The following is a 13,350-nucleotide window of genomic DNA, read 5'->3' on the forward strand; positions in this document are numbered from 1 at the left end:
GGGTTCGGGGAGCAATGGAACAGGGAAGTCAGTTAAGCCTTCACCAGTGCCGGTCTGTACCTTCCATGCGGGCGTGGCTCTCTGAGAAACAGTGGCGGTCATCCGCACCGCAGGCGATGTCGGTTAGCAAATCGTTCACGGCTTCATCCAGCTCTTCATCCGTGTCATAGGGCACCTTCAGTTCATATTCCCCGTTCGGCCGCCGCGTGGCATCGTATTGGGCAAGATCAAAAAACTCGACATGCTCGATCGAGCGCTTCTTTCCGCGCACGAACTTGCTATTGTTCTCGATGCGCAAGGTCAGCAGGATGGTGGCGACCTTCGGCTGGTCAGCGTTTCCGCTCTCGACCACGGAGACGTTTATCGGCGACTGCGCCGATTGTTTGTACGGGCCGATCTCTACGCCGCGATGCCGCAGGTAGCTGTACAGCGTGCTCTTGGACAAGTGCAGTTTCTGCGCAATGGCAGCGACCGACAGCTTGCGCTCGCGGTATAGGGTCTCGGCCGCCAGCGCTGTCGCTTCGGCCTGCGGCGACAGGCCCTTGGGTCGCCCACCGACCCTGCCACGCGCCCGCGCGGCCGTCAGCCCGGCCTGGGTGCGCTCGCGAATTAGCTCGCGCTCGAACTCGGCCAGCGTGGCGAACAGGTTGAACACGAACCGCCCTTGGGCGCTGGTGGTGTCGATGGGGTCATTCAGGCTGAGCAGCCCGACCTTGCGTTCCATCAGGCTACCCACCAACTCAACCAGGTGCTTGAGTGAGCGTCCCATGCGGTCGAGTTTCCAGATCACCAGCACGTCGCCGCCACGCAACTGGCCCAGCAGTTCATCGAGCGCTGGGCGCGCGGTCTTCGCGCCGCTCGCAACGTCCTGATAAATGCGCTCGCAGCCGGCCGCCTTGAGGGAGTCCACCTGCAAGGCTGGGTTCTGTTCGCGCGTGGATACGCGCGCATAGCCGATTTTCATCGTAATATTTTGCTTTACTCGTTAAGTTTTAATAATATCAAACTTTGATTGTACAAACCACTATTACAGACTGCTTGTTGGCTTACGGACACCTCGCGCCGATCGCCCCATCAGAGTTCATAAAAACGATCGTTTTATTGAACCGTTGCAAAAAAAAACCGCTTAAAGAGTGTATAAACACCGATGTGCATAAACTCTGATTGGAGAGAGCTTCATGAATACCGTGCGCTGGAACATCGCCGTATCGCCGGACGTGGATCAGTCCGTCCGCATGTTCATCGCCGCGCAAGGCGGCGGTCGCAAGGGCGACCTGTCACGCTTCATCGAGGATGCGGTGCGCGCCTACCTCTTCGAGCGGGCTGTGGAACAAGCCAAAGCCGCTACGGTGGGTATGGGTGAGACAGAACTGAACGACCTCATTGATGAGGCGGTGCAATGGGCGCGTGAGCATTAATGCGGGTCGTCCTCGACACCAACGTATTGCTGGCCGCGCTGATCTCGTCGCACAGCCCACCCGACATCATCTATCGCGGTTGGCTTGCAGCACGCTTTGAACTGGTGACAGGGACGGCGCAGCTTGATGAACTGCGCCGCGTGAGCCGTTACCCGAAGATCAAGGCAATCCTGCCCGCGCATCGCGTCGGCACGATGATCAACAACATGCAGCGCGCCGTTGTGCTGCATGTATTGCCGCCTCTGCCTGATCGCATCGAGGTCAATGATCCGAACGATGCGTTCCTGCTGGCGATGGCACTGGCCAGCGAGGCCGATTACCTTGTGACTGGCGACCGCCGCGCTGGGCTGCTGCAACGCGGTAGCATTGGCCGCACGCGCATCGTCACGCCAGTCACCTTCTGCGCCGAGGCGCTTTGACGCCATGCCGGTCAGCTTCCTGTCCACCACACAACGGGAACGCTACGGCCGCTATCCAGACACGCTTTCCAGCGAAGAGCTGGCGCGCTATTTCCACCTGGACGACGATGACCGCGAGTGGATCGCCACCAAGCGACGCGACAGCAGTCGCCTCGGTTATGCGCTGCAACTGACCACGGCGCGGTTTCTCGGCACCTTTCTGGAAGACCCTACCGCCGTGCCAAGCCCGGTGCTGCATACGCTGTCGTCGCAACTTGGCATCGCCGACCCTTCCGATTGCGTCATTGACTACCGGACAACTCGGCAGCGCTGGCAGCACACGAGCGAGATTCGCACCCGCTATGGCTACCGCGAGTTCACGGGTACCGGCGTCCAGTTCCGCCTTGGCCGCTGGTTGTGCGCGTTGTGCTGGACGGGCACTGACCGCCCGAGTGCGCTGTTCGACTACGCCAACGGCTGGCTGGTCGGCCACAAGGTGCTGCTACCCGGCGTCACCTTGCTGGAGCGCTTTATCGCCGAGATACGCTCACGCATGGAGTCGCGTCTGTGGCGACTACTGGTGCACGGCGTGACACCCGAGCAGCGACAACGCCTCGATGACTTGCTCAAGCTTGTCGAAGGCAGCCGGCAGTCTTGGCTGGATCGATTGCGCAAGGGGCCGGTACGCGTCAGCGCTCCGGCGCTCGTTGCGGCCTTGCTGCGAATCGAAACCGTGCGTGGCTTGGGCATTAAGCTGCCAGGCACCCATGTGCCGCCGAGCCGCATCGCAGCGCTGGCCCGCTTCGCCAGTACTGCCAAGGTATCCGCCGTGGCTCGATTGCCGGAGGTGCGACGCATCGCCACGCTAGTGGCCTTCGTCCACTGCCTGGAAGCCAGCGCGCAAGACGATGCCATCGATGTGCTCGACCTGCTGCTGCGCGAGCTGTTCACCAAGGCTGAGAAAGAAGATCGTAAGGTCAGGCAGCGCTCCCTCAAGGATCTGGATCGGGCCGCCTCGACGCTGGCCGAGGCATGCCGGATGCTGCTCGATCCGGCCCTGCCGGACGGCGAACTGCGCGAGCGCGTCTATGCCGCCATCGGCCACGATGAACTGGCCCAGGCGCTCAATGAAGTGCGCGGTCTGGTGCGCCCGCCCAACGATGTGTTCTACACCGAACTGGAAGCCCGCAAGGCCACCGTCTCGCGCTTCCTGCCGGCGTTGCTGCGCGTCATCCGCTTTGACGCCAATCCGGCCGCGCAACCTTTGGCGCAGGCGTTGCAATGGCTGCATGAGAAGCCCGACCATGATCCGCCCACGGCCATCGTCGGCAAGGCGTGGCAACGCCATGTCGTTCAGGATGATGGCCGCATCAATGCCACAGCCTATTCGTTCTGCGCGCTCGACAAGCTGCGCAGTGCGATTCGCCGCCGCGACGTGTTCATCAGCCCGAGTTGGCGCTACGCCGATCCACGCGCCGGGCTGCTGGCCGGAGCTGAATGGGAGGCCTCGCGGCCTATCGTCTGCCGCTCGCTGAGCCTGTCGGCGCAGCCCGAGGCCACGTTGTCCGAGCTGACGCGCGAGCTGGACGAAACCTACCGCCGCGTCGCCGCGCGCCTGCCCCAGAACGACGCAGTGCGCTTCGAGAACGTTGGCGACAAGACGGAACTGGTGCTCAGTCCGCTTGAAGCATTGGAGGAGCCGCCTTCATTGATCGCGCTGCGCAACGAAATCAAGGCGCGCATGCCGCGCGTCGATCTTCCGGAAATCCTGCTGGAAGTCGCCGGTCGTACTGGCTGCATGGAAGCGTTCACGCACCTGACTGAACGCACCGCGCGCGCGGCCGACCTGACCACCAGCCTGTGCGCGGTGCTGATGGCCGAAGCCTGCAACACCGGCCCGGAACCACTGGTGCGGCCAGACACTCCGGCGCTCAAGCGCGACCGGCTGATGTGGGTCGATCAGAACTATGTGCGTGACGACACGCTGACAGCCTGCAATGCCGTGCTGGTGGCCGCGCAAAGTCGTATCGCACTGGCGCGAACCTGGGGAGGTGGCGATGTGGCTTCGGCCGACGGCATGCGATTCGTGGTGCCGGTGCGCACGATCCACGCTGGACCGAACCCAAAGTATTTCAATCGCGGGCGCGGCGTCACTTGGTACAACTTGCTTTCCGATCAGCGCACCGGACTGAACGCGATCACTGTGCCTGGCACGCTGCGCGACAGTTTGATTTTGCTAGCGGTTGTGCTGGAGCAGCAAACGGAGTTGCAGCCGACCCAGATCATGACCGACACCGGCGCGTACAGCGATTTGGTGTTCGGTTTGTTCCGCCTCTCCAACTATCGATTCTGCCCGCGCCTGGCCGATGTTGGCGGTACCCGTTTCTGGCGCGTCGATCCCGACGCCGACTATGGCGACCTCAATGCGCTGGCCCGGCAGCGTGTGAATCTCGACCGTATCACCCCGCATTGGGATGATGTGCTGCGTCTGGTCGGCTCGCTCAAGCTCGGTCTGGTTCCGGCGATGGGCATCATGCGCACCTTACAGGTCGATGAACGGCCCACCAGCCTGGCGCAAGCCATCGCCGAAATCGGCCGTATCGACAAGACCATCCACACGTTGAATTTCATCGACGACGAAGCCCGCCGTCGCGCCACGCTGCTGCAACTGAATCTCGGTGAAGGCCGCCACAGCCTGGCGCGCGAGGTTTTCCACGGCAAGCGCGGCGAGCTGTTCCAGCGCTACCGCGAAGGGCAGGAAGACCAGTTGAGCGCGCTCGGCCTGGTCGTGAACATGATCGTGCTTTGGAACACGCTGTACATGGATGCGGTGCTGACGCAGTTGCGCAGCGAAGGCTACCCCGTGAAGCCAGAAGACGAGGCACGGCTGTCGCCGTTCGGCCACGAGCACATCAACATGCTCGGACGCTATTCGTTCTCGGTGCCGGAAGCTGTCGCGCGCGGCGAGCTGAGACCGTTGACCAAACCGAATGATCCTTAAAAACCTTGGAAATTCACCATGCAACAAATGACGCAACAACCGTTGAACGATGCCCAGCTTGATCGGCTGGGCGACTTTCTCGAAGGAGTCGGCGCACCTGCAATGAATCTCGAAATGCTCGATGGGTTCTTTGCCGCACTCATTTGTGGTCCAGAAACGGTTTTGCCCAGCGAATACTTGCCACAAGTATTCGGGGAAGACCATTGCTTCGACAGCAATGACCAAGCCGCCGAAATTCTTGGCTTGGTCATGCGGCACTGGAACACGATTGCATCAGAATTGTTCCGCACTCTGGAGAAAGACGATGTCTACCTTCCCGTGCTACTCGAAGATGCGGATGGGGCCGTACACGGTAACGACTGGGCACGTGGTTTCATGCGCGGCATTCAATTACGGCCCAATAGTTGGCAAGAGTTGATCGGCAGCGAAGAATTTGGCGGGCCCATGCTGCCAATCATGATCTTGACCCATGAACATGATCCTGATCCCGCCATGCGCCCGCCAGAGATTGCGCCGGACAAACGCGATGAGTTGCTTCAGTCCCTGATTGCCGGACTGACGCACATCTATCGCTACTTTGCCTCACATCGCCAATTGGCAACCCAAGGGCCTTTACGCAGACAAGGTCCTAAGATTGGGAGAAATGATCAGTGCCCATGTGGCAGTGGGCGGAAGTACAAGCATTGCTGTGCTACCAGCGCTCCGACATTTCATTGATACCGGCTTAACTGACTTCCCTGTTCCATTGCTCCCCGAACCCCTGGACCAAGGCATTCAGTTGGGTTGCAATGGCAGCGATGGGGCCCAGTCGGTCTGAAGCGGGCAGCGGCTCGATCGAGCTGTCCATGCTGGCCAGCTTTTGCTGCAGCTGGTCGCGCCATACGCGCCTGATCTGAAGCTCGGATTCGTTCCATTGCTCCAATTCGGCGAGCACCGCCTTCACCCGGTCACGCACTCCGGGCATCCATTCCTTCTCGTGCGGTACGGAAGGTCGCGGCTCCGCCTGATCGAGGCGCAGGATCGCGGCCGAGATCGCGGCATGCTGCTGCTGGTACTCGTCGGAAAAGTGTTTGGTGTAGTCATTTAGCGCCTCACCTGCATCATGACCGCAGAAGGCGCATTGCGTCCCGTGCTCATGAAAGCGAAGACCGGCGCGGACCCAATCACTGAGTGCACGATTCTCGATCAGGCGTTGCAGCGCTTGCTGCTTTGGTGTCGCGCGCAACAGTACCGCGATGTCGGCGGCTTCGGGCAGGCGGCCAGGCGGCTGCCACAACGGGCTGGGCACCGGCGTGTACTCGTCGCGGTCGCGCGCCGTACTGACTGCATCTTCGAGCGCTCCCGCATTCAACAAATGATCGCGTTCGTTGCCGACAATGTGGCCCGCGAGCGATCGCAGGTCGGGGGCGCGAAAAGCGCGTATGCCCAGCGCGGTGCCGCACGCAGTCGCCAAATCAGTGGCTTGGCGGTCGCGTGCCTTGGCGGCGTCTTCCTTCTGCCGCTGAGCGGCGCGGTACAGCTCCGCGACCTTGGCGTGGCGCCGGCCGAGCTGCGTGATCCGGCTGACCAAGCGGATGTTGGCGCTACCGATGATGAAAAGAGCCGGCGCGGACGTATGGTCGCTCAGGTTGTCGTCTACAAAGTCGCGGTTGAACACGCGAACGTGCAGAACGCCTCGATCGGCCTCTTTCCTCGTATCCAGCGAGCCGCCGTCGACGGTAAAACGGGCGTAGGCACCACTTGGTAAACGCGATGATCTGTTCGGCTCCAACAGTGCAATAACCCGGGAGAGGGTCGTCTTGCCGGAAGCATTCCACCCGTATATCAGGTTCCACTCGCCGAACTCCGGCGCCTGCGACGTTCTGCCGCTATAGCCGTCCAACACGCCTGCATGGCCAGTTGCTTCGATGCTTTTGAGCATGGCTCCCCCTGTCATCCTTTCCCCGTGCAGAACCGCATTGGCTGCTACAAAGGAATCATACTGCGCGAGGGACTGGAGAGGGCGCGAATGGCGGGCTAAGCCGGGATAACCACTCCGGCATGTACGTTCCCACGGGACGAGAAGTGGCCGGGAAGCGCCAGAGTGGTTGTATCCGGTGTTGATTGACTGGATGTGGGAAAGCCCGAGCGAACTCATTCCCAGCAGCTCCCAGATCGCTGAGATCAGGGCGGTGTTGCTAGCCCGACCGGATGCTGCTGACTCGGCGGTAGCGCAGATCGTCGTCGAGTGCGACGAATACCTTGCCAGGGGAAGCTGAGCGCCCGATGCCCGGCAGCCGGCTCGGTGGGATCACATGACATGACATCAGGCGATATTGCGAGTGGCAGCTGGCGTTTTTATCCGTCAACCCCATGATTTAAAAGGCGAAGTCAGACTCTGTGAGTCATTTTTACACGTATGTCGGCTGAATCCCTATGTGACCAGTCGCGTGCCTGCTTGAGCTGGCTGACAAATGACAGAAGCAAGCGATGCGCCTCGCCCAGCAGGCCGACCAAGCTCGCGCCGCGTTCCCCCGTGCGGGTTGAGAACAGATCGAATTGAGGATCCAGTGCCTTCTCGGGACGAAGATGGATGTGCAACTTGAGATCCGGCTCTAACTCGTCGATCAGTGGAATGGCGGTTGCAGTAAACTGCACATGCCGCAGTTCAGCCGCAGCTAGAGCGGCATGAAGCTCCTTGATGAACCGCTCGAACGCATTCCAGTCGTAGTACTGATGCATGAAGCCCGATGGATCCACCTCTCCCCCTTCCGTGCGAACTCCGCGCAGATCCGATTGTACTGCAACCCGCATACGTTCGGGCCGCCACACCTTCACCCACAGCAATCCACCGTATTTCCCGGCCTTTTCATTCGCTTTATTCGTCCTTCATGCCGGCCGCGGCGCGGTCTTGCGTTGTGTGCGAGTTTCCTGATCGTTCGGCGCGTTCGCTCGCGCAACGTGGTCGTACTCGCGCGAACGAAAAACAGTCCTGCCGACGACGTGCTCCTGCATCCGCGGATCGTCTTCAGGCGGCGTTGCCGGCTGGCATTCGACTAAGAACACGCGGTTCATCGTCGGGTCTTCGAATGGAGGCTTGCTCTCCGGCCCTTCGTGTTGAGCAAGCTGCGCTGCTACCTGTCGAGCGAGCTGCGACGCCTCGCGATCCACGCGATGATTGTCGACCGCCTGAATGATCGCCTTGTACTCGCTGCCGGTGAGACGATGCCGGCGCTTTTCTCGGATGTCCTGCAGCAGTTCTTGGCATTGCTCGAGAGAAAGTGTCAACGTGCCATTCATCGCCGGAATCTCCATTCACCCGAGCTATCGAAACACCTAATCCGATAGCTTAATTTTACATAATTAATGTTATGCGAAAAAGTGGTACTTCCCTTAGTGTTGCATGGAAGACCGCTTTTAGCTCCTTTTGACCGCAACAGTTGACGGGACAACTAAATTTGTACTTTTGCGCCAAGTAAATTTGTACTTTTTTCAGCGCGACTGCGTTTTCGCTGGCGGCGCAACTAAATCTGTACTTTTGTGCCCTGACTTCTCAATTCGACCTCACGCCCGGATAGGATCTTCTCTCGGCGCAGCAAGTCTGATTCCCAAGCAGCGAGGAGATCAATAAGCTGCCGCCACGGACTATCCGCCGGGATTGTCACTGTCGCCAAGATCGGCGTACCCAAATCCTCTGGCCGGTGCGATAGACGCTCATCGGCACCTTGAGGATCAGTGCTCGCTGACGTTTCCATCAGAGGGCCAAACTGGGCGTAAAATGCCTCAATGTGCTTCTTTAGCGTGGGGCCCGAGCCACGCCCACCGAGTTCTTGTCGAAGATTGCGTTGAGTAGTCACCTGCCCCTTCTCGAGTAGAGACGTGAGCGCCAAGAAAGCTTCCTCTTGCGTGATTGGGGTGGGCATTGTCGTCTTCCAGAAGCTGGCGTCCGAGCCTCATTGTGCGCCGATTGAGGCTCCCTTCAAGTGCCTTTGCCCATTCATCCGCACGCATCGAGACCCTGGGTCATCGGCGTACCAGGCAGCCGCCATTTCCCTTCTCCAGCTTAGCGAATTGAGACATTTCCCCCACACGTTAGAACGTGGAGACCGTGGCACTCTTACACCAGTAGCTCATGCAGCAGGCAGACAATGCGCAATGATCTTCCGCCGGAAACCCCAGCGGCTGCTCAAGCAAGAGCGGAGGCTGTGGCAGAGTGGCTCGACGCCGCGACGTTCGAATCACTCCTGGACCTGGATGCCCGACAAGGGCGCTCGCTGGAACAGTGCCTGCAGTCTGGCGTCGTCTTCGCCGTGTGGGTCCCCGAAAGTAATGCGTTTCTGTTCCCACAATGGCAGCTCGATTCGGCTGGGAGACCATCTATCGCCCTTTCCGCAGTGCTGGCGCTTCTGCGTGGCGAATATGGCGTTTCGGGCGGCGAGCGGACGTCAGGTTGGGAGGAGCTTGAGTGGCTGATTGCTCCGCATGCGCGCCTGCATGGGAGCTCGCCATCACAGATGCTTATCTTAGCGCCGACTCTGGTACTTGAAGCTGCGCGGCAGGATTTCTCGTCCTGGAGTGCGGACGCAAGGTGGTGAGTGGAAGCCGCGCTTGAGCCATGCGAACAGCCAGGGCCTATGCGGACCGCAAGTGGCTCACGATAGAGGAGAGTATGCCGACGGAGTCACTTCCCACCCCGCGAAGCGTGGCAGAGGCAAAATTACGCTGTAGCGGCAGCCCGAGGTAGTAGAGTCCTTTGATTGTGGTGGAGACGCCTTTGCTGTGTAGCGCTCGCCCGTCCGGGCCCATGGCTTCCCGTTGCAGAAATGAGGTGTTCTGCCGGAAGCCTGTTGCGAAGATCACAGCGTCGACTCCCTGTATTTCTGCATTCGGCCACACCACCCCATCAGTGGTAAACGCAGTGAACATCTCTCGACGGGAGATGGCACCCGTACGCAGCGCGTGTCGATAACGACCATCATCCAGAACGGGGGTGCTCTGATCGCTCAGCCAACGCGAATTGCCCAGACCGGTCCACTTGAGCCAGTCATGAAAATCGAAGCCGAGGAACCGTTGTGGCATGAACTTCACTGGCTCGCGGGTTGCCAGCACGACGTTGGCAGTGGAGTGCAGTTCGTGCGCGATCTGTACCGCTGAGTTGGCCGCGCCGACGACGACGACGCGCTTTCCCTCAAAACCGGCGGGTGCGCGGTAGGCCGAACTGTGCACAATCGTCCCTTGGTACAGCTGCCTTCCAGGGATCTCCGGCAGATACGGAGTATTGAAGCCACCGGTGGCCACCACCACTGCCTGGGCGGTAATGACTGCTCCATCAGCAAGTGTGACGCGATGCTGGTTTGCTCCGGCGATGACTTCGACAACCTCGCTGTTGGCGCGCACTGGCAGGTCGAAGGTAGACGCATACTGGCGCAGGTACGCTGTGACCTCGTCGCGCTTGGGGTAGCGCTTGGCTCCTCCGGGAAACTCGAGGCCAGGCAGCGAGGAATATCCCGCCGGGGAGAACAGGGTCAGGCTGTCGTAGTACGACGGCCAGCTGCCACCAGCGGCCGGTTGTCGTTCGAGAACCACGTGCGACACGCCTGCGTTCTTGAGCCGGTAGGACATCGCCAAGCCTGCCTGCCCTGCCCCGATCACAACGACGTCGACATTCAATTTATTCATGCGTGTATGCGCCTATATGCATATATATGGGGTGCGTTGATGGATCAAGGATTGCCTGCGGTATTACTTCAAATCACCGGGGCAGCAATAAGGGGCCAGCGCCCTGACCTGCAGCAGGATCTGCTCCAGGCGTGCAACCATCGCCGGGCCATCGACCTGGTAGTAGACCTGACGGCTCACCCGCTCTGCGCGCAGGATCCCGGCATCGTGGAGTCCCTGCAGATGACGTGAGACCACGGATCGCTCTTGTGGAAGGCCGGCGGCGATCTCCGCGATATCTGCACGTTCCACCTGAAGCACACGCTTGAGCACGGCCAAGCGCGACGGCTCAGCGAGCGCCCGAAAAATGGGGTCCGCCAGCACGCTTACTGCTTGCTCAATGGCGTTCGCCTTGGGGGTGCCTTTGCTCATGCGCGAAGCATATATGCACACGCATGCACATTCAAGGGTGCACGCGCTGCGCCTTTGCAGGCAACCAACAGCTTCCGATCAAGGAAACGGTGGCAAGCAGTGCCAATAGGCAGATCAGCCAGACAGGGCCTGCTCGCTCCAATGTAATGGCTGCCAGCGGCGGGGCCGCCGCCTGGGCCAGCAGCATGGGTCGGGCAAGTTGGCCCATGGTCTTGCCGTAGTCCGCCGATCCGATCAGCGCTAGCGGCAGGGTGCCGCGGGCTACCGTGAGTATCCCGTTGCCGGCACCGTAAATGACGAATGCAATGATCGCGACCCATGGGTCTGCGGTAAGTAGCAGCAAGAGCGCAGCCAATGTCGCTGCAATTCCCATGCGCGCAGACCAGGTCGGATGCACGCCTTGTCCGAAGTACATCTCCAGCAAACGAGCGATGACCTGGGCGGGGCCGATCACCATGCCAGCAAGCAACGCCACCGACGGTGCCAGCCCGATGGCACCGAGCAGTGCAATCAGATGCACCGACAAGGTCGCCATGATCGCGGCTTGGCAGGTCAGCAACAGGCCAATGAGCACAAGCCAGTGTGCAGGCGGTGCTGCAGGTGAAGCGGGTGCTGCAGTGCTGATGTGGGCGGCAGCGGCCGCTGAGGCATGCGGACTTGCGCCAATGCGGGGCTGATGCTTCGGAATGGCGAGCAAATGGATGGGCAATGCGACCAGCAGGTTGAATGCGGCAGCTACCCACAACGCGCCGCGCCATCCCATGGCCTCGTCAAGGTAGGTCAGCGCTGGCCAGCCGAGCGTGCTTGCAAAGCCGGCCACCAAGGTCAGGCCGGCAATGGATCGCTTCGCGTTTGCACCGAGCAGCTGTCCCAGTGTCGAGAACGCAGCGTCATACAGGCCCGCAGACATGGCAACGCCCAGTACCACCCAGCCAAGGTAATAGGTAGTTGGGGAGTGCGACGTGGCCAGCACTGCCAGCCCCATGGCAAACACTACGGAGCTGGCCGCCAGTACGGTCCGCCCTCCCCGCCTGTCGATGGTCCGACCGGCCAGGGGAGCCAGTAGTCCGGCGGTGACCAGCCCAGCGGAGAGGCCTCCCACCAGCAGCCCGAGCGACCAGCCAGTGCTTCTGGACATGGGAAGGGCCAGAACGGCCAACAGGTAATAGCTGCTGGCCCACGCAATGATCTGGCCAACCCCTAGCGCAAGGATCAGCAGGGTCAGCTTTTGCGGCTGCTTTGACGCGCCTTGCATGCTATCGAGCTCTCCCTAGCGATTAGCAAATCAGCGGACGCGCTTGCCGTCCTGATCGATCACCACTTCGCCATCTTCCTTGGTGAAGGGCTCGTGCACCGCTGGCAGGATGTCCAGAACCACCTCGGAGGGCCGGCACAGGCGCGTGCCCATTCTGGTCTGGACGAAGGGGCGATTGATGAGGATTGGATTGGCCAGCATGGCATCCAGCAGTGCGTCCTCACTCAAGGTGGGATCGTCCAACCCCAGTTCCAGATAGGGTGTGCCCTTCTGGCGGATCGCAGCGCGAACATCCAATCCGGCGGCGGCAATCAGCTCGACAAGGCGCGCTCGGCTGGGTGGGTCGACCAGGTACTCAATCACTTCCGGCTCAATGCCGGCGTGGCGAATCAACGCCAAGGTGTTTCGCGAGGTGCCGCACTTGGGGTTGTGATAGATGACAGCGTTCATGCGTTCTCCTTTTCATTCAATGCAGTCTCGACGACGCCGGCCGCGGCGGTCAGGGCAGCCGCTTCGACAGCCCCCTTCCGTTCGCTGTAGCGATCAACCAGGTAGTCACTGCGGCCACGCACCAGCAGGGTGAACTTGACCAGTTCTTCCATCACATCCACGACGCGATCGTAGTAGGCCGACGGTTTCATGCGCCCCTCGTCATCGAACTCCTGCCAGGCCTTGGCCACCGAGGACTGGTTCGGAATCGTCACCATCCGCATCCAGCGGCCGAGTACGCGCAACGCATTGACCACGTTGAAGGACTGGGAGCCGCCACAGACCTGCATCACGGCCAGGGTGCGACCTTGGGTCGGGCGTATGCTCCCCTCTTCCAGCGGCAGCCAGTCAATCTGGTTCTTGAACACGGCCGTCAGGGTGCCGTGGCGTTCCGGGCTGACCCACACGTGCCCTTCGGACCACAAAGAGGCCTGACGCAGCTCCTGCACCTTGGGGTGGGAGGCGGGCACCGAATCGAGCATCGGCAGCTCATGCGGATCAAAAAGTCGGGTCTCCGCGCCCAGATGTTCCAGCAACCGCTGCGCCTCCAACGCCAGCTTGCGGCTGAACGACTGCGGGCGCAGGGAGCCGTACAAGATCAGGATGCGGGGCCGGTGCGGCGCGGCATTGGGCTCGCTCAGCTTTTCGGCCACCGGAGGGTTCAAGGCGCCCGGGACGACATTGGGAAGGTGTTGCATGGGGGGTTGTCCTGCCTATTCG

General features: G+C 60.8%; 15 protein-coding genes. 5 read left to right on the forward strand and 10 right to left on the reverse strand.

What is annotated here, in order from left to right; all coding sequences use genetic code 11:
• Positions 1-40 precede the first annotated feature (40 nt).
• Positions 41-964, reverse strand: a complete 924-nt coding sequence (locus LN450_RS14640; RefSeq protein ID WP_003491216.1) for a recombinase family protein — start codon at positions 962-964, stop codon at positions 41-43.
• Positions 965-1,178: 214 nt separating this feature from the next.
• Here LN450_RS14640 and LN450_RS14645 point away from each other — a divergent pair, with 214 nt between their 5' ends.
• Genes LN450_RS14645 through LN450_RS14660 form a run of 4 tightly spaced genes read left to right on the forward strand, consistent with a single transcriptional unit; the run spans position 1,179 to position 5,534 of the window.
• Positions 1,179-1,418: a ribbon-helix-helix domain-containing protein gene (locus LN450_RS14645; protein ID WP_003491212.1), complete on the forward strand. Its 240-nt coding sequence runs from the start codon at positions 1,179-1,181 to the stop codon at positions 1,416-1,418.
• A complete protein-coding gene (locus LN450_RS14650) occupies positions 1,418-1,837 on the forward strand; it encodes a putative toxin-antitoxin system toxin component, PIN family (RefSeq protein WP_003491210.1) in 420 nt (139 codons plus the stop codon). The genes LN450_RS14645 and LN450_RS14650 overlap by 1 nt, the downstream gene beginning before the upstream one ends.
• 4 nt (positions 1,838-1,841) lie before the next feature.
• Positions 1,842-4,817 carry a Tn3-like element ISXc4 family transposase gene (locus LN450_RS14655; protein WP_011345576.1) on the forward strand — a complete coding sequence of 992 codons (2,976 nt, stop codon included), beginning with the start codon at positions 1,842-1,844 and terminating at the stop codon, positions 4,815-4,817.
• Positions 4,818-4,835: 18 nt separating this feature from the next.
• The gene (locus LN450_RS14660; protein ID WP_005918428.1) at positions 4,836-5,534 is read left to right on the forward strand and encodes a YecA/YgfB family protein; all 699 of its coding nucleotides are present in this window, start codon (positions 4,836-4,838) and stop codon (positions 5,532-5,534) included.
• Positions 5,535-5,541: 7 nt separating this feature from the next.
• On the opposite strand, the gene LN450_RS14665 is transcribed toward LN450_RS14660, so the two are convergent.
• From LN450_RS14665 to LN450_RS23355, 4 genes are all read right to left on the reverse strand, one after another.
• Complete coding sequence (locus LN450_RS14665; RefSeq protein ID WP_074038329.1) at positions 5,542-6,738, reverse strand: AAA family ATPase; 1,197 nt, start codon at positions 6,736-6,738, stop codon at positions 5,542-5,544.
• A gap of 449 nt (positions 6,739-7,187) precedes the next feature.
• On the reverse strand, positions 7,188-7,634 hold the full coding sequence (locus LN450_RS14670) for a hypothetical protein (RefSeq protein WP_129111534.1): 447 nt from the start codon (positions 7,632-7,634) through the stop codon (positions 7,188-7,190).
• Between the two features lie 51 nt (positions 7,635-7,685).
• Entirely contained in the window at positions 7,686-8,096 is a 411-nt protein-coding gene (locus tag LN450_RS14675; RefSeq protein WP_005933817.1) for a hypothetical protein, read from the reverse strand.
• A gap of 224 nt (positions 8,097-8,320) precedes the next feature.
• The gene (locus tag LN450_RS23355; protein ID WP_074038331.1) at positions 8,321-8,719 is read right to left on the reverse strand and encodes a DNA-binding protein; all 399 of its coding nucleotides are present in this window, start codon (positions 8,717-8,719) and stop codon (positions 8,321-8,323) included.
• Positions 8,720-8,944: 225 nt separating this feature from the next.
• Here LN450_RS23355 and LN450_RS14680 point away from each other — a divergent pair, with 225 nt between their 5' ends.
• Entirely contained in the window at positions 8,945-9,391 is a 447-nt protein-coding gene (locus LN450_RS14680; protein ID WP_074038333.1) for a hypothetical protein, read from the forward strand.
• A 37-nt stretch (positions 9,392-9,428) separates the two neighbouring features.
• Here LN450_RS14680 and LN450_RS14685 read toward each other — a convergent pair whose 3' ends face one another.
• From LN450_RS14685 to arsH, 5 genes are all read right to left on the reverse strand, one after another.
• Positions 9,429-10,475: a flavin-containing monooxygenase gene (locus LN450_RS14685; RefSeq protein WP_074038336.1), complete on the reverse strand. Its 1,047-nt coding sequence runs from the start codon at positions 10,473-10,475 to the stop codon at positions 9,429-9,431.
• 63 nt (positions 10,476-10,538) lie between these two features.
• Positions 10,539-10,886 (reverse strand): ArsR/SmtB family transcription factor, encoded by a 348-nt coding sequence (locus tag LN450_RS14690; protein ID WP_019186249.1) that lies wholly within the window; start codon positions 10,884-10,886, stop codon positions 10,539-10,541.
• A gap of 31 nt (positions 10,887-10,917) precedes the next feature.
• A complete protein-coding gene (locus tag LN450_RS14695; protein ID WP_074038338.1) occupies positions 10,918-12,141 on the reverse strand; it encodes an MFS transporter in 1,224 nt (407 codons plus the stop codon).
• Between the two features lie 30 nt (positions 12,142-12,171).
• A complete protein-coding gene (gene arsC / locus LN450_RS14700) occupies positions 12,172-12,591 on the reverse strand; it encodes an arsenate reductase (glutaredoxin) (protein ID WP_074038341.1) in 420 nt (139 codons plus the stop codon).
• Positions 12,588-13,328, reverse strand: a complete 741-nt coding sequence (gene arsH / locus LN450_RS14705; protein ID WP_074038344.1) for an arsenical resistance protein ArsH — start codon at positions 13,326-13,328, stop codon at positions 12,588-12,590. Before arsH ends, arsC begins: the two co-directional genes overlap by 4 nt.
• Positions 13,329-13,350 lie beyond the last annotated feature (22 nt).

This window comes from Xanthomonas euvesicatoria pv. euvesicatoria (genome assembly GCF_020880415.1).
Taxonomy (GTDB): domain Bacteria; phylum Pseudomonadota; class Gammaproteobacteria; order Xanthomonadales; family Xanthomonadaceae; genus Xanthomonas; species Xanthomonas euvesicatoria.